This window comes from Rufibacter soli (assembly GCF_054781795.1).
This window is the reverse complement of record NZ_BAAGTS010000005.1, coordinates 52408-69150: the sequence shown is the minus strand read 5'-3', so window position 1 is coordinate 69150 and position 16743 is coordinate 52408. Positions and strand designations below refer to the sequence as shown.

At 52.1% G+C, this 16743-nt stretch carries 13 protein-coding genes; 6 read left to right on the top strand and 7 right to left on the bottom strand.

What is annotated here, in order from left to right; translation table 11 throughout:
• The first annotated feature begins 221 nt into the window (after nucleotides 1–221).
• Complete coding sequence (gene chrA, locus ACYVJQ_RS14995; RefSeq protein ID WP_460893921.1) at nucleotides 222–1592, top strand: chromate efflux transporter; 1371 nt, start codon at nucleotides 222–224, stop codon at nucleotides 1590–1592.
• A gap of 9 nt (nucleotides 1593–1601) precedes the next feature.
• Here the strand turns inward: chrA and ACYVJQ_RS14990 are convergent, their stop codons facing one another.
• From ACYVJQ_RS14990 to ACYVJQ_RS14980, 3 genes are all read right to left on the bottom strand, one after another.
• On the bottom strand, nucleotides 1602–2345 hold the full coding sequence (locus tag ACYVJQ_RS14990; RefSeq protein ID WP_460893920.1) for an SDR family oxidoreductase: 744 nt from the start codon (nucleotides 2343–2345) through the stop codon (nucleotides 1602–1604).
• Between the two features lie 220 nt (nucleotides 2346–2565).
• On the bottom strand, nucleotides 2566–3357 hold the full coding sequence (locus tag ACYVJQ_RS14985; protein WP_460893919.1) for a TerC family protein: 792 nt from the start codon (nucleotides 3355–3357) through the stop codon (nucleotides 2566–2568).
• Between the two features lie 111 nt (nucleotides 3358–3468).
• Nucleotides 3469–3960: a YajQ family cyclic di-GMP-binding protein gene (locus ACYVJQ_RS14980; protein WP_460893918.1), complete on the bottom strand. Its 492-nt coding sequence runs from the start codon at nucleotides 3958–3960 to the stop codon at nucleotides 3469–3471.
• A gap of 110 nt (nucleotides 3961–4070) precedes the next feature.
• Here ACYVJQ_RS14980 and ACYVJQ_RS14975 point away from each other — a divergent pair, with 110 nt between their 5' ends.
• From ACYVJQ_RS14975 to ACYVJQ_RS14955, 5 genes are all read left to right on the top strand, one after another.
• Nucleotides 4071–4508 carry a GNAT family N-acetyltransferase gene (locus ACYVJQ_RS14975; protein WP_460893917.1) on the top strand — a complete coding sequence of 146 codons (438 nt, stop codon included), beginning with the start codon at nucleotides 4071–4073 and terminating at the stop codon, nucleotides 4506–4508.
• Nucleotides 4509–4597: 89 nt separating this feature from the next.
• Nucleotides 4598–5140, top strand: a complete 543-nt coding sequence (locus tag ACYVJQ_RS14970; RefSeq protein WP_460893916.1) for a lipocalin family protein — start codon at nucleotides 4598–4600, stop codon at nucleotides 5138–5140.
• 401 nt (nucleotides 5141–5541) lie between these two features.
• Nucleotides 5542–10569: a translocation/assembly module TamB domain-containing protein gene (locus tag ACYVJQ_RS14965; protein ID WP_460893915.1), complete on the top strand. Its 5028-nt coding sequence runs from the start codon at nucleotides 5542–5544 to the stop codon at nucleotides 10567–10569.
• Nucleotides 10569–12920, top strand: a complete 2352-nt coding sequence (gene tamL / locus ACYVJQ_RS14960) for a translocation and assembly module lipoprotein TamL (RefSeq protein ID WP_460893914.1) — start codon at nucleotides 10569–10571, stop codon at nucleotides 12918–12920. The genes ACYVJQ_RS14965 and tamL overlap by 1 nt, the downstream gene beginning before the upstream one ends.
• Before the next feature lie 130 nt (nucleotides 12921–13050).
• A complete protein-coding gene (locus ACYVJQ_RS14955) occupies nucleotides 13051–13518 on the top strand; it encodes a heme-binding domain-containing protein (RefSeq protein WP_460893913.1) in 468 nt (155 codons plus the stop codon).
• Nucleotides 13519–13679: 161 nt separating this feature from the next.
• On the opposite strand, the gene ACYVJQ_RS14950 is transcribed toward ACYVJQ_RS14955, so the two are convergent.
• From ACYVJQ_RS14950 to ACYVJQ_RS14935, 4 genes are all read right to left on the bottom strand, one after another.
• Nucleotides 13680–14183 carry an SgcJ/EcaC family oxidoreductase gene (locus tag ACYVJQ_RS14950; RefSeq protein ID WP_460893912.1) on the bottom strand — a complete coding sequence of 168 codons (504 nt, stop codon included), beginning with the start codon at nucleotides 14181–14183 and terminating at the stop codon, nucleotides 13680–13682.
• A gap of 64 nt (nucleotides 14184–14247) precedes the next feature.
• Nucleotides 14248–15075: a helix-turn-helix domain-containing protein gene (locus ACYVJQ_RS14945; RefSeq protein WP_460893911.1), complete on the bottom strand. Its 828-nt coding sequence runs from the start codon at nucleotides 15073–15075 to the stop codon at nucleotides 14248–14250.
• Nucleotides 15076–15187: 112 nt separating this feature from the next.
• Complete coding sequence (locus ACYVJQ_RS14940) at nucleotides 15188–15703, bottom strand: hypothetical protein (RefSeq protein ID WP_460893910.1); 516 nt, start codon at nucleotides 15701–15703, stop codon at nucleotides 15188–15190.
• Nucleotides 15704–15780: 77 nt separating this feature from the next.
• Nucleotides 15781–16584, bottom strand: coding sequence for a hypothetical protein (locus tag ACYVJQ_RS14935; RefSeq protein ID WP_460893909.1), 804 nt, complete (start codon nucleotides 16582–16584; stop codon nucleotides 15781–15783).
• Between the last annotated feature and the right edge of the window lie 159 nt (nucleotides 16585–16743).

Genomic DNA, 16743 nt, shown 5'->3' with positions numbered 1-16743 from the left:
TGGCAATACGCCAGGAATACCTGCATCTTTAGAAAGGCAAATCACTCACCCAACCGCCGCTTTCTATGAAATGGATTACCCATGAACACCCCAAGATTGACCGCCTTGCCTGCCCAACCTTTTGCTCTTTGATAAGCCTAGCCATACTATTTTAACTTCACCTTGTTCTATCTTTCCCTGGCCTACTTGCGTAGTATTGCCGTGGAACTCACCACACGCCTATGACTCAGAAAACAATGGTAAGCCCAGAGCCCGTACAAGCCCTGTTGCCCCCAGAAAAGCCGTCCTTCAAAGAGGCGTTTCTGTTCTGGCTGAAGCTGGGTTTTATCTCCTTTGGCGGCCCGGCCGGGCAGATTGGCATTATGCACCATTTTCTGGTAGACCAGAAACGCTGGGTTTCAGACTCAAGGTTTCTGCACGCCCTCAACTACTGCATGCTGTTGCCGGGCCCTGAGGCTCAGCAGCTGGCAACTTACCTGGGTTGGTTAATGCACGGGGTAAGGGGCGGCCTGGTGGCGGGCATCTTGTTTGTGTTGCCCTCGGTGTTTCTGCTGCTGGGTTTGAGCATGGTGTATGTTTCGTTTGGGCAGATTCCGTGGGTGTCGGCGCTTTTTTATGGGTTGAAACCGGCGGTGGTGGCCATTGTGGTGCTGGCCCTGTTCAAGATTGCCGGCAAGTCCTTGAATAGTTGGTTCCATTACACCGTGGCCGCCGCCAGCTTTGTGGCTATCTTCTTTTTGCACGTCCCTTTCCCGCTTATCATCCTGGTCACGCTGGTCATGGCTTTTGCCCTACACAAGTTGTACCCCGCCCTGCTGGCCGAAAAGGCGGGCGCCGCCGCCGCGGCCCACACCAATGAGCAGGCGTATTACCTCAATGCTCATAGCCAGGTGAAAGGCGCAGGCTTCAATCTGGTGCAAAGTCTTTCCCGGGTGGCGGTCACCTTGGTCCTTTGGGCACTTCCGCTGGGGTTATTCTATTTAGGTACCCGCCAATTCTCCTTTTGGGGCACGTTGGTCTCCTTCTTCACTAAGGCCGCCCTTATTACCTTTGGCGGCGCCTACGCCGTGCTGCCGTACCTGGCGCAGGTAACGGTAGAAAAACTGGGCTGGCTTACCAAATATGAGATGATTGACGGTCTGGCGCTGGGCGAGACCACGCCCGGACCGCTTATTATGGTGCTGGCCTTTGTGGGGTTCATGGCAGGTTTTCACCACTACGGTGGCTCTTTGGCCATGGGCGCGTTGGGACTTTTCACCACTACCTTCTACACGTTTCTGCCCTGCTTTTTATTTATTCTGGCAGGCGCCCCCCTCATTGAAAAGACCCGCGACAACGGCACCGTGAAATCAGTTTTAGGGGTGGTGACAGCGGCCGTGGTGGGCGTCATCCTTAACCTGACGGTTTACTTCGGGAAGGCAGTTTTGTTTCCTGAGCAGGTGTCCTTGGCCAGACTGGATGTGTTCAGCCTGGTCTGGATCATTATTTCCTTTGTAGCCATGTACCGCTTTAAGATTGGCATGATCACCTGGATTGCCGTCAGTGCCCTGGCTGGCCTGGGGTATTACCTGGTCACGGGAAGCATGGCCTGAGAAACAGCATTAGCCTAACCGGGCATTCATCTGGGCCGAGAAGGCGTCATTCTCAGCGCGGGAGGCGTTTCTTCTTTCCTCTGAGGAGCCAAACCCAACCTCCAACTCGCCCTGGTCTACGCGCTGCATCACGGCGTCTGCGAACTCATTCAAGTCAGCCCCGAAGGTGTGCAGGCCCACCCCGCCCAGATCTGTGTTAACGGCCGGCGGCACAATCTCCACTACCTCTACTTGGGTCTTGGCCAGCAGGTGCCGCAAAGACATGGTATAGGAATGCAGGGCGGCTTTGGTGGCGCAATAGATGGGCGCAAAAGTCGCCGGGGTAAAGGCCAGCCCAGACGTCACGTTCACAATAGCCGCCGAAGGTTGCTGCTTCAAATGCGGGATAAAGAGGTGACACAGGTGGATGGGCGCCTCCAGATTAATAGCTATTTCCTGCTGCGTTTCTTGCCAGTCTTCCTGCTGCACCACGGGGTTGAGGCGCCGCTGGATACCGGCGTTGTTGACCAGCACGTTCAACTGAGGGAAAGAGGCGGTAGCCCATTCCAGCAAGGCCACGCGGTCTGCCTCATTAGCCACGTCACACACGCGGGTGTGCAGCGCAGGGTGTTTTTGTTGGGCTTCCTGCAGTTTGTCCGGGCGGCGGCCGCAGATAATGACAGTGCTACCGGCTTTTAAAAAACGTTCGGCTATGGCCAGTCCTATTCCAGAGGCGCCCCCGGTCACCAACACGGTGTTTCCAGCTAGTTTCATAGTGTTAAGGGAAAGAAAGTAAGAGCAATGCGCTTGGTATGCTTTACTGCCGGTCGGCGCTGGAGGTTCCGCTAAATAAGGCTTATCCATTTCCCAAACCCGGGCAAGCCTGTGTTTCCGTTTTGAGCCTGTTTTTCAGAAAACGGCCCCAAAACGGAAACAAAAAAGCGGAGACCGTTTGCACCGTCTCCGCTTTTTGCTATTCCTCCAAAAAGGGTTTTTACATCAACGTTTTTGGATCATTGTCTGTATCCAGAATTTCGCTCTGGCGCAGGTGCACCGGCTCGGTTTTCTTGCGGAGCTTCATGTTCAGGAACTCTACCAACAAAGAGAAGAACATAGCAAAGTAGATGTAGCCTTTCGGGATTTCGCCGTGGAAGGCTTCTACTACCAGCATTACCCCAATCAGGATCAGGAAGGAAAGCGCCAGCATCTTCACGGTAGGGTGGTTGTTCACGAAGTCACTGATCACTTTGGCAAATGCCAGCATGATGCCCATGGAAAGGATTACGGCAATGATCATTACTTCAACGTGTTTTACCATACCCACGGCCGTTAAGATAGAGTCAAAGGAGAAGACAATGTCCACCAGGATAATCTGGACCAGGATCTTGCCCATGGTGGTGGAGCCGCCGCTCGGGCCGTGGGTCTCTTCTTCCCCCTCCAGTTTGTTGTGGATCTCCGTGGTGCTCTTGGCCAGCAAAAACAAGCCACCGCCAAACAGGATAATGTCCCGCCATGACACATGGAAAGGCTCATCCATCCAGAAAGGCTCTATGGTGAACAGGGGTTGGTTGGCGTTGACAATGGTACTGATGAACATCAAGAGGATAATCCGGAACACCAGGGCCAGGATAAGGCCTATGGTACGGCCGCGGCCCTGCTGGTCTTTGGGCAGGCGCGCCACTACAATAGAGATAAAGACAATATTGTCAATGCCCAGCACCACTTCCATGAAGGTAAGGGTGAGCAGACTTAGCCAGACATCTGGGCTGGAGAATATTTCAAACATAGTTTTTCAGGTATGGGGGATTTATAGGTGTATAACCCGCAAGATAGCAGAATTTACCGCAGCCTTCGGCAATAAGCAAAAACGGAACCGGCCGTCTTTCCAGGGGCGGGCTTAGGACTTCATGTTTACGAACTGCAGCGGAATGCCTAGTTCAGCGCGGCGCAAAAGGGCAATCACGTCTTGCAGATCATCAATCTTTTTGGCGGTCACGCGCACCTGGTCATCCATGATGGCGGGGGTCACCTTCAGCTTGCTGTCTTTGATGAGCTTTACAATTTTCTTGGCGTCCTCTTTGTCAATACCGGCGCGCACTTTCACGTCTTTCTTGATCATGGCGCCGCTGGCCACGTGCTCATTGGTGAAGTCCAGGGCGGTGGCGTCAATCTGCTGCTTTACAATCTTGCTCAGGATGATGTCTTCAATCTGGCGCAGGCGCATGTCATTTTCCGTGACCACGTGCAGGATGTTGGTTTTCTTGTCCAGTTCCACGCTGCCCTTGGTATCCCTGAAGTCAAACCGGGTCTGAATCTCTTTCTTTACAGTGTTGATGGCATTTTCCAGGGTCTGCGGATCAACTTTGCTCACAATATCAAATGAAGGCATAACAGGATTATAAGTAGAAAATTTATTTAAATACGGGCTTCTTTCACACGAAGCCGATCAAAGTTACTAGTTTAGCGGGATTTTACGGAAAAGAGCTTAAAAACGCAGTTATGCAAATTATTCAGCCCTCTACCTTCCATGAGTTTGAACAGTATTACCGTTTACGCTATGAAATGTTACGTAAGCCCTGGCACCAGCCACACGGCAGCGAACGCATGGAAGATGATGACATCGCAGTACATTTAATGGCCATCAATGATGATTCTGGGGAGATTATGGGTGGGTGCCGCGTGCACATGGAAACTGACACCGAAGCCCAGCTTCGCTTTCTGGCCGTTGGGCCGCAGTACCAGAACAAACAGGTAGGCCGCCGGTTGCTGCAGGCCGTGGAAGAGGAAGCCCGCAGAATGGGCGCCAAGGAACTGATTGTACAGGCCCGCGAGTACGCCAGAAACTTCTACAAACGGAACGGCTTCACAGAGGAATACCCCACCCATCTGCTATTTGGCGAGGTGCAGCATTACCAGATGCGCAAACCCCTTTACTAAATACGCCCGTATACCCGGTTACCGCTTCAGGTAACCGGTGGTCAGCTAATGGCCGCCTTGCCCTGAGCAGGTTCACGCCTTTAGCCTGCATGAAAACGTCTAAACTTCTTCTGGGCCTTGGTGCCGGATTTCTAGCTTCTGGGGCATTGTATGCCGCGTTCAGGCCCCAACCTGCGCCTTTGGCAACGGTGCCCTCCGTAGACATGGCCCGGTACGGTGGCACCTGGTATGAGATTGCGTCCTTCCCGCAGCGGTTCCAGCGCGGCTGCCAGTGCACCCAGGCGCAATACACCTTAAAGGAAGGGTATGTAGAGGTAAAGAACACCTGCCATAAAAACGGCCGGTTGACAGGCATCACCGGCAAGGCATTTCCGGTGGCGGGCAGCCATAACACCAAACTCAAGGTGCAGTTCTTCTGGCCCCTGCGCGGCGACTACTGGATTCTGGACCTGGACCCAGACTACGCCCACGTGCTGGTAGGCACCCCAGACCGCAAATCGCTCTGGATTCTGGCCCGCGCCACCACTCTGCCTGCCCCGGTGTTTCAGCAATTGGTGCAACGCGCGCAACAACTGGGCTTTGACACCACCATGCTCCAGAAAACCGACCAAAGCTGCGCAGAGAAACAGTAAAACCCTCTGGTATTGACTTCTCCCCCTTTTCTCCTGAATGAGCCTTATAGGCGAACTAGAAAAGCCTTGGCGCATTGCTAGCAAACGCCATGTACTAGGTTTAGACACGCCTGACAGAAGGCAACCAACCAAAATCTCTCCTTAAGGCCAAAGGAATCATCTTCCGTTTTAAGGCTGTTTTTCTAAAAATGGGCCCAAAACGCCCACAAAACAAATTAGTTATATCCTGCGCTTTCAGAAGACACCCCTACTGGGAAAGCAGATGCCAAAGGAGTGGCCTTTCTTCTGGCAAACAGACAGATTTTATACGGTTTATTATGCCGGTTTGCCTCTTCTGCTGTAACCACATCTATCTGTCTTGAGTACAAGTAGCATCTCACAAAACTGCTACTCTATTCAACTTGTCTACGCAGAACGTTAAGAAATATACGCTTAAGACGCTGGCCGTGCTCCTATGGATCATTGGGGGCTTGCTGGTATTGGTGGTGGTCCTGTTGTTGGCGCTGCAATTGCCCAAAGTGCAGGATTTCGCCGCCCGTAAGGCCGAAGGCTATCTTCAGAATAAACTGGGCACCGAGGTCCGCATTGGCAAGTTCCGGAGCGACTTCCGGAAGGATATTCTGCTAGAGAACGTGTACCTGGAAGACCAGAAAGGTGACACGCTCTGGTACTCGCAGCGCCTGGCCGCCAACCTGGACATTCTGGGCCTACTCAAATCTAAGGTGGGCCTTAACTCCCTGGATCTGGAAAACGCCACCGTGCATCTCTCCCGTACCTTGCCAGACAGCGTCTCCAACTTTGACTTCATCATAGACGCCTTCACCACCCCCGTTGACACCACCGTCACAGACTCTACGGCGGGCTTCACCTATGACATTGGCAGCGTTGATCTAAAGAATATTTACCTCACCTACAAAGACGAGGTGAACGGCCAGAACGTGCGCACCCGCGTAGGCAACCTCACCCTGGACATGGACGAACTGGACCTTGAGAAAGAGATCTACCGCATAGGGGACATTGCGCTGCGCGATACCTGGGTAGACATGGTGCAGACCAAAGTACCGCCCGAGGGCGAGTCAGAGCCTTTAACCATGCAGTTTGGGCTCAAGACCGTGGCCCTGGACAATGTCAAGTTCAAGTACCGCAATGGCGTGGCCAAGCAGTACATAGACGCCAACCTGGGCCAGGCCCGATTAGCCTCAGATAAGATTGACCTGGTCAACACCCGCATAGATCTCTCCAACTTGGAACTGCATAACAGCACGCTGGCCTACTCCCAGAACGCCGAAATGCCCGCCGAGTATCGCGTGGTGAACCCCGCCGAGGCCATAGAAGCCATTGAAGAGGCCGTCTCCAAAACTACCGGCGAGCCCGTGAACTGGATAGTGACCCTGGACAAACTCAACGTCACCGAGGTGGACGCCGCCTTTGACAACTATGACGCACCCAAGCAGGCCCGCGGGGTAGACTATAACCATATACAGGCCCGCAACCTCAACCTGCAGCTTCAGGATTTGTACTTCAGCACCAACCACACCACCGCCCAACTGGAGCAACTAAGTTTCCAGGAGAAAAGCGGCTTTGAGGTAAAGAACTTCACCGCCGGCATCCTGTTTGACTCCGTGCAGACCGAACTCACTGACCTGGTGCTGGAAACCGGCCACAGCCGCATTGCCCGTCGCATAAAAGTTGGCTACCCTTCTTTAGAAACGGCTGCCGACGACCTGAGCAAGCTCACCCTTTCCGCTGATTTGAAAGACACCCACATCGGGTTTAGAGACATTGCGTTATTGCAGCCATCACTTACCAGTCAGCCGCCGCTGGCCGGTAACCTCAAAGAGACCGTGTACCTGAGCGGGTTAGTGAATGGCCGGATGGACAACCTGCTCTTAAGCAACGTACGCGTGAGTGGCTGGCGCAACACCCAACTGGCCCTGAGCGGTCGCATCAAAGGCTTGCCTAACCCAGATAACCTGGCCGCCAACCTTCAGATCAACCGCCTGCATACCACCGCCTCTGATGTAAAATCATTACTCCCCGCCGGTACCTTGCCCCCTAACATTACTTTGCCCCCGGTCATGGACATAGAAGGTTCCTTTAGTGGCACCATGACCGCCTTTGACCTGGACGCCACGGCGCGAACCTCCTTCGGGAATGCCGTGGCCAAGATTGATATGAGTCCGGGCCGGGCTGCTGGGCAGGAACGCGTGCAGGGCAACGTGCGGCTGCAGCGCTTTGACCTGGGCAAACTCATGCAAGACCCCGCGTTGGGCAGAGCCACAATGGTGGCCAACATCAACGGCACGGGCATTACCCCAGAGAACATGGTGGCCAAAATAGACGGTACCGTGCAGAGCTTGGAGTACGGCGGGTATAACTACCGCAACATAGGTTTCAATGTAGACGCCAACCGCAACCGCTATGACATCAAGGCCAACAGCGCCTCAGATGAGAATCTGGCCTTTAACCTGAACGGCATGGTGAACCTACGCGGCGCGCAGCCCAGCTACAATTTTACCACAGATATCAAATCCATTGACTTCCAAGCGCTCAAACTGTACTCAGAAGACCTGCGCATGCGCGGTAACATCACGGCCAACCTGAGCGGCAGTGACGCCAACAGCCTTAACGGAACCATTATTGCCAGTGATGCCGCCATTACTAGCAACAACCAGGTTCTGCCCTTTGACACCCTGCACCTCACCCTTACCCAACGCCCCGGCGAGACCCGCGTGCGCCTTTTCTCTGACGTGCTTACTGCCAACCTGGATGGCAACGTGGCCCTGGGAGACATTGGCCCCGAGTTGATGAACCACATCAGCCGGTACTATGACCTGGGCAATGGTCCGTATAAACCTAGGTCTACGCCCCGGCAGTTCACCTTTGCCGCAGCCCTGCACAAACCCCGTTTGGTGGCAGCGTTTATACCCGGCGTTACTCGCCTGGCCTTAGACACGTTGCACGGTTCTTACAATAGCCAGACGGCCAACCTACAGGTGGTGGCGCGGCTGCCCCGGTTACGCTACAATGGCATTAGGCTAGACTCATTATCATTAGATGTTTCCTCAGACCCCAACAAACTAACCTACGCCACCCGCGCCGAGCGCATCCGGCAGGATACTACTTTCAGGTTCAATAATATTGTGATGGCCGGCAACGTGCAGAACAATACCGTAGGCCTGCGGGCAGCCAACCAAAGCGCCGCCGGCGAGGAAGAATCGGCTATAGGCCTTCTGGTGCGCCAGATGACCGGTGGCTTTGAGGTGAACGTAACCCCAGACCTGCTCATTAACCGTGACCGTTGGGAAGTGGGCCCCAACAACTACCTGCGCTACTACACTCAATCTGGGGCAGTCACAGCCAACAACCTGCGCCTATCACACGGGGCCATGGCCATACTACTGCAGAGCCAGAACCCCAATGCCCAGAACTCGCCGCTCAACGTGAACCTCACAGATGTGGACCTGGGGTACCTGGCCCGGGCCGTTGCCCAGCAAGACAGCCTGGTAGCCGGCACGCTTAACGGCCAGGCAACCGTGAACAACCTCACCGGCAACATGAGCTTCACCGCCGACATGAACCTGACTGGCTTGCGCTACCTTTCTAACCCTGTGGGAGACATAGCGCTACAGGCCAGAAACTCCACCGCTAACCGCTATGACGTAACGGCCCGGCTTACCGGCAACGGCAACAATGTGACTCTGGGCGGCTATTATCTCACCACCGCCGGCCAACCCATGTCCTTTGACCTGAATTTTGATCAATTGAACCTGGCCAGCCTGCAGCCTTTCACGCAGGGGCTGCTCAAGAATATGGGAGGCGGCTTGCTGGGAACGGTAGCCATTAGGGGCAACATGGACAACCCCCAAGTAGCCGGTGACCTGCAGTTCCAGAACGCTAGCTTCAATGTGGCTCAACTCAACTCTACTTACCGCATTCCAGATGAGCGCCTGAGCGTGACCAACCAGGGCATCAGGTTTGATGATTTTGAGCTATTGGACTCCCTCAACAACCGTGCAGTGGTCAATGGTAATATCCTTACCTCTAATTTCCTGGACTACCGGTTTGACCTGCGGGCTACCACCAATGATTTTATGGTCATGAATAGCACTGCCAAGGACAACCCTCTATACTTTGGAAAAGTGTTCGTGGATAGTGATACCCGTATTACCGGCGACCTGAACGTGCCCATTATCAACACCAATGTAACGGTAGCGCCTAATTCTAATTTCACTTATGTGATACCAGAGGAAGAGGTGAGCGTGAACCGCGAGGGCATTGTGCTCTTTGTGGACGTGGACAGTACCCGCAACCGCCGTATCTCCCGGCAGAAACAGCTGGATACCGTAGACGCCGAGGTGCAGGGCATAGAAATGGCCATGGTCCTGAACCTGACGGATGACACGCCTATCACCGTGATTGTGGACCAGGAATCTGGCGACAACCTTACTTTCAAAGGCGAAGCCAACATGAACGTGGGCTATGACGTCACCGAGAACATTACCTTATCAGGACGCTTTGACGTGACGGAGGGTATGTACACCCTGAACCTGTATGAACTGGTGAAGCGCGAGTTTGAATTGGACCCGGCCAGCTACGTAGTCTGGAACGGTGACCCTTTTGACGCAGATGTTAACGTCACGGCCATCTACAACGTTGACGCGGCCCCGCTGGAACTCATCCAGAGCCAGACTGCCGGGGTAGATGCGGGTAGCGCCGGCCAATACCGCCAAAAGCTGCCCTTTGACGTGCGCCTGAACCTGGAAGGTGAGATCATGAAGCCTACCGTTTCCTTTAATATTGAGTTGGATGAAAAAGCCAAAGGCGCTTTTGGAGGAGAGGTAGACGCCCGGTTGGAGCAACTAAGCCAACCCACGCAGGAATCTGAGCGCACCAAGCAGGTCTTTTCTTTGCTGGTGCTGGGTAGGTTCATGGCGCAGGATCCGTTGGCTTCCTCGGCGGGCGGGGGTATCAACAGTGCTATCAGGGGCAGTGCCAGCCAGGTGCTCACTGACCAGCTCAACGCGCTAACCGGTCAATACCTGGGTGGTCTGGGGCTGGAACTGGGGCTCAACAGTTATGATGATTACTCCTCGGGCGAGGCCCGTACCCGCACAGACCTAAACGTGGCCATGCAGAAACAACTCATGAATGACCGCCTTACCGTGCGTTTTGGTACTGACATCAACCTAGAAGGCAGTGACCAAAGCACAGTAATGGGCAATAGCAGCGCCGGCGGTTTCGCTGGTGACGTGTCTGTAGAATATTCTATCACCAAAGACGGCCGCCTGCGGTTACGGGCCTTCCGGCAAAATGCCTATGAAGGCTTCCTGGACGGCCAGCTGCAACGCACCGGTTTGTCCCTCATTTTTGTGCGCGAGTATGACAGCCTCGCCGAACTTTTCAAAAACACAGGCAAAGCAAAATAATGACATCCTTGTTCTCCCCGTTACGCGTTTTACCTTCTAGCTGCCTGCGGTTGCTGCTACCGGTGTTATGCCTGGGCCTGTTGGCCAGTTGCAGCAGTACCAAAAGCGTTCCCCAGGGCGATTATCTCTACATAGGCGGCGCTATCAAAGTGACCTCCACAGACCAGAACACCAAAACCAAAGACCTGGAGTCTGAGCTCAACGCCGCCATCAGGCCACAGCCTAACACGTCTTTTCTGGGGTTAAGACCCAAGCTCTGGATCTACAACGCCATGGGCGGAAACAAAAAAACCAAGGGCATTGCCAACTGGGTCAAAACCCGCCTGGGTGAGCCGCCGGTGCTCCTGAGCGAGGCCCACCCAGACCGCGTGCAGGGCCAGATGGTAAATCGTCTCTACAACAATGGCTACTTCTCCCCCACGCTGGAGTTTAAGGTAGACACCACCAGCAAAAAGAAAATGGCCACGGTGAACTACAGCGCCACCGTAGGCCGCCAGTACATGATCCAGCAGGTGCAGTTCCCCCAGGGCAATGACAGCCTGGCCATAGCCATCCGGGAAACGGAACCAAATAGCCTGTTAAAGGTCAACGACCCTTATAACCTGCAGACCATGATTGCTGAGCGGCTGCGTATCAATGAAACCCTCAAAGAGAAGGGCTTCTTTTTCTTTGATGAAGACTACCTCATTTTCCATGTAGACAGTACCCTCAACAATAAAGTGAATGTGTATGTGCGCATTAAAGACTCCGCCCCCAGAAAGGCTTTGATCCCATACCGTTACCAGCAAGTGAGCGTGTTTACAGACTACTCCCTCACAGATTCTATTGGGGATTCTTCCATTCCGCCGGTGCAGTACAAAGACTACAAGTACTACCCCGATGAGAAGACCTTTAAAGCCAGGACTATCCTCAATGCGGTCTTCATAGAGAACAATGACCTCTACAGCCGCAAACGCCACTTGCAGACCATTAACCGCCTTATGGACTTGGGCACCTTTAAGTTTGCCGAGGTGCGGTTTACCCCCCTGGATTCTATTGGCCTCAACGGCCGCCTGAAAGCCGACATCTTACTGACCCAGGCCAAGAAAAAATCTGTGCGGGCCGAGGTGCAAACGGTGCAGAAATCAAATGGCTATGCCGGCCCGGCCCTTACCGTGGGGTTCAGGAACCGGAACGCCCTGCGGGGTGCCGAGCTGCTGCTGATTAATCTGGTGGGTTCTTTTGAGTCACAAATCAGCGGCGACTCCACCAGTTCTGGCCTTTCTTCTTTTGAGGTAGGCGCAGATGCTGAAATGAACGTACCGCGTATCATCTCGCCCTTTGATATCAGAATCTCCAGCAGCATGTACCAGCCCCGGACCCGCTTCAAGTTAGGGTTCAGGTTCATAGACCGGCAGGCGTTCTTTCAACAGAACTCCTTCAACTTTGAGTACGGCTACAGCTGGAAACAGCGCACCACCACAGAAATAGTGCTTAATCCGGTGCAGGTGCTGTACGCCCGTCTTATGAGTACCACGCCAGCCTTTGATGCCGCCATTCAGGAGCGTCCCTTTCTGGCTCGCGCCTTTGACCAACAGTTGATTATAGGGGGCAATTACCGCCTTATTTTCAACACCCAGAACATACCCGGCAAAACCCATCAGTTCTACATTAGCCCCGGCCTAGACTTTTCTGGCGGATTGTGGGGCCTTTTTTACCGCGTCAAGAACAAGCGGCCCGCAGACCCAGACAATCCTAACCAGTTTAGGGGGCAGACGCTTTCACAGTACGCCAAGGTAGACCTGGAGACCCGTTATTACTTTAACATCACAGAAAAACTGGTGCTAGCCACCCGGTTGTTGGGGGGCTATGGCTTGCCGTATGGCAACTCCCGGGTGCTTCCCTACATAAAGCAGTACGGAATTGGCGGCCCCAACAGCATACGCGCCTTTCCGGCCCGCGGCCTGGGCCCGGGCGTGTATAACCCCACCTTGCTTACCCAAGGCGGAGACCCGGCAAAACGCAGCTTCTCCTACTTTGACCAGACCGGCGACATCCGGATAGAGGGGAACGCCGAGTTCCGGTTCCCGCTGCTAGACCCCTACCTCAAAGGCGCATTTTTTGTAGATGCCGGTAACATCTGGCTGGTAAATGAAGACCCCACCCGCCCCGGCGGAAAATTCAATGGCAACTTTATGAGCCAGCTGGCTATTGGCGCCGGGGCAGGCCTAAGAATTGACGTGCAGTTCTTTGTGGTAAGGTTTGACCTGGCCTATCCGTTGCGTGACCCGTCATACCCTAACGGCGGCCGGCCTACCTCTGGTCTTTTTGGCAGTGGGGTCTTGAACCTAGCCATTGGGTATCCTTTCTAAGCTCCTTTAGGCAGGTGTTTCGGTTTTAGAGCCGTTTTTAAGAAAACAGCCCTAAAACAGAAATTTTCTATGACCCGGCCAACCATGGTATCTGCTTTTTAAGTAACATTACCCACCTTAAAAAGAAGCTATGAAAACGAAATACAAGATCCTTTTGGCGCTGCTAGTGCTGCTGGTTTTAATTCAGTTCATTAAGGTAGATACCACCAACCCGCCGGTAGACAAGGCCAAAGACTTTATCACGTTAAAGAACCCGCCACAGCAGGTAACAGGTATTCTCAAAGCGTCTTGCTATGACTGCCACTCCAATGAGACCACCTACCCCTGGTATACCAGCGTAGCGCCTTTTTCCTGGTGGATCAAAGATCATATAAACGAAGGGCGCCGTAAACTCAACTTCTCAGAATACGGAGATTTGCCGGCCAAAAGAGCCAAGCACAAGCTGGATGAGTCTTATGAGATGGTAGCCGAAGGCGAAATGCCCTTGACCTCCTATACCCTCCTGCACCGGGATGCCGCCTTGAGTGACACCCAAAAACAGGAACTACTGTCCTGGCTGCAGTCTATTGGCGCAAAGGCCACCCCGGAGGTTAAATAAAAACCAATGCCAATACTCAGCACGGCATCTGAGATAGTTTACCAAGCCGGCCTTGCGTAACAACTGGTAAGCCTGTTTCCTGGCTAGCAAGGCAATTACTAATGCGGTGAAGTGAACAGGCTATTGTTATATGGGTAACCAGGACCGGCCCTCGCTGTTTCCTATTTAGACCTCATTTCAAGCACCGGGTCATGCTGTTTTGCCCCCTCGTTTACGGTGACGTTTTCACCGGCCGTCAGTAGCCATTTCCCTTTCCGTTTCACATACACCAGCGTGGCGAGGTCCTCGGTGTTACCCATTTTCTGGCCGCTAGGAGTGGTGAATTCTCCATAGTAAGTAGTGATATGGGCAACCGCCACCTCTTTAGTGATAAACCGGATATCAGAGGACTTCAATTCTACGGGCACGTTCTTGAACATGGTTTTGTGGAAGGCCTCATGGGCATATTGCACCTGATCGCGGCCTTTCCACCACATGCCCACTATGTTCACCCAGTCTACATCTTCAGTGGTGTAGTTTTTCATGTCACTGAAGTCATGCTGATTCCAGCTGTGGATCAGGGCCTCAATTTGGGCGTGCACCGCTTGCCGGTCTTTGGTAGTTTGGGCAAACAGATTGGAGGTACAGCAGATGGCAATAGTTACAATGGCTAAAAGACGTTTCATGGCAGCTTTTTTTTTAATAAAAGTACCAAGTCATAAAACGGCCCGATAGTACAAACCCGACAACTTAAAAAAACACTCTGTTCTGGAGGTTAATGGCGGTTTCACGCAGGGAGGCTTCAATAAGAGAGGGATTGGCACCGGCAAACTCCTTGAAGTCCCGGATAAGGTGCATTTGGTCATAGTACCCGCAGGCGTGCGCTATTTCGGTCCAGTTGGCATTAGGGGAAGCTTCTTTCTGCACCCAGGCATTGGCGAACCGCACCAACCGCGAGAAAAACTTAGGCGATACCCCCACCCGATCTTTAAAGGTCCTCTCAAACTGTCGGGTGCTTAAACAGGCCAAACCGGCTAACTGGTCTACCGGTAATAGGCCGCCGTGTTTTATTAAAAGCGGCAAAACCTGGTCTATGGGCAGGAGCTGCTTCAGGGCTTTTTGCTTTTTCAGTAAAAACCGCTCCACAATAGATTGCATCTGGCTATAAGTAGTTGCCTCCCTTAGCTGCTCATTGATCAGGTAGACTTCCGGGCCAAGCAACTCGCCTGCGTCAAAGGCTTCAGGGCGCAATAAATGGTGCATGGGTATACCTAGCAAGCGGTGCAGGCCACCGGGTTGGAAACCAACTTTTATGACCAGATGCTCATGGCCCATGGTTATGTGCAACGGGGCCGTTTGCGGCCCCACGATGGCACAAGGAGCAAGCTTTTCTGTACCCCCGGCCGCGTACTGCACGTCCATGCGGTCATAAGGATAAAAGAAAAGGCATTGCTCAGGCAGCGGCGGAAACAGGAAACTAGGTTTGGGCGCTAAGGGGTTGAATGAGACCTTACTGATCATGATGTTGTTCACCATCTCTTCCAAAGCGGGGCCGGGCTTGAAAAATTGAAGGAACATAAGATCAGCTGGATTGCGGTTTCTACATAAAATTAAGGACTACCACCACCAAGGAAAGGGCACAAAAGGAAAATTGGCCAGGTTTCATTTACTTACTAGTACGCAGGGGTGTTTAACACGGTGACCAGTAATGCACCTTTACCAGATAGCCAGACTTAAAGCTGAACACTAGCCCATCATCAGCGTTCTTAAAATACAACATCACTTTTGTAACGCCGAGGTCATCAGCTTTCTCCCTGGTAGTTTTCCCAAAGATTTTCTCAAACTCCTTTAACGTAAGGGTATGGTTGAGTTTGAATTTGCCGTAATCTAAGGTGAGGTTACTTTTTGGGTTAAAATCAATATATTCTATCCCGTACTTTTCCGTTTCGTTTCCTACAAAGGCCAGGTGGTCATAGGCTAACTGGTAGTATTTTTTGCCTTGCTCTGCCTCTGAGCGGAACCCACACTCATGCTTTGGTTCAAACACCTTTTTAGGCTTCCCGAACTTGGCTACTATAGCTTCTTTCTTTGAGTCTAAAGGCAAGCCTTTCAGGCGAAATAGCGTTGGTTCCAGGCTGCTGGTCTGGGCAAAGGTACTTCCTACATACAGGAAAAAGCTTAGAAAGATGGTTACTACTGTTTTCATGATTTAATGTTTAATAGAATAGTTATTTAATGGCAATGAAGGCGGTAGGCCTGGGCTAAAAAGCGTTTTGATGTTGTTTAGTTGTTGTAGCTTGTATTTTTAAGAGGAACTCCAAGTAGATAAACTTTTTTTGCTTTCCCTGAAATTATACCTTTCTCCCATTTATAGTCTTCTGTTTCCAAACCCATAAGTAAGATATCTAAATCTTTTAAGGTATAGGTTCTAGCGTTAGAAACAGCTCCATCCCAGGCAAAGAAAATTGGAATAACAGGAATAAAATAAGTAAATAAAATCTGTTTCAGGGTCAAAGGCCTTACAAAAGGGGTGATTAGGAAAGCCATGATGAAATTTAGAGGTAACGCCACCCACCACAGAAGTATTGGCAGACGGTTATCGCTTATCTCATAGATACAAATTGGCTGTCTCCTTTCTTTTGCATCGATCAAAATGTTTCTTGCTGTGTCAGGTTTCATATGATGGAAACTGCACACCATTGTTCTCACACCACTTAGATTGGATGGTACGTTTGCGGCGTCTACGGAATTAGTCACATAAGATACATCAGCACTTCCTTGTCTGTTGATTTTACTGGCTAAATCTGTATTGGGGTATAAATCTGTTAAAGTAAGGGTTAGGTCCCTTATTTGGTATTCTCCCTTCAAAGTCTGAGCCACTGCTAACATAGGCCCTCCACTCCCTGAACATAAATCGATGATGGATGGCTTAGAGGAATACCCCATGATTTTGTTCACCAAAGCTGCTATTTCCTTAGTGGTGCCTAATAAGCGATGCATCACAACTATAAGTCTGGTCAAACTTATCCTAAGCCAGTTCGGAAACCATGGCAAGTCTTCAAATTCAAACAGGTGGATTCTTTTCATAGAGATATTTGCTACAACAGACTGGCCTATGGGGCGTTTATGCACTATAGGCATTGTTGAGAGTTGTCGTTTATAGTTCTCCTTGCCGCTTCACAAAAAACTTATCTAACTCTTTGTAGAAGACCCCGGAAAAGGTTGTGACGTACACCTTGTTCTTGA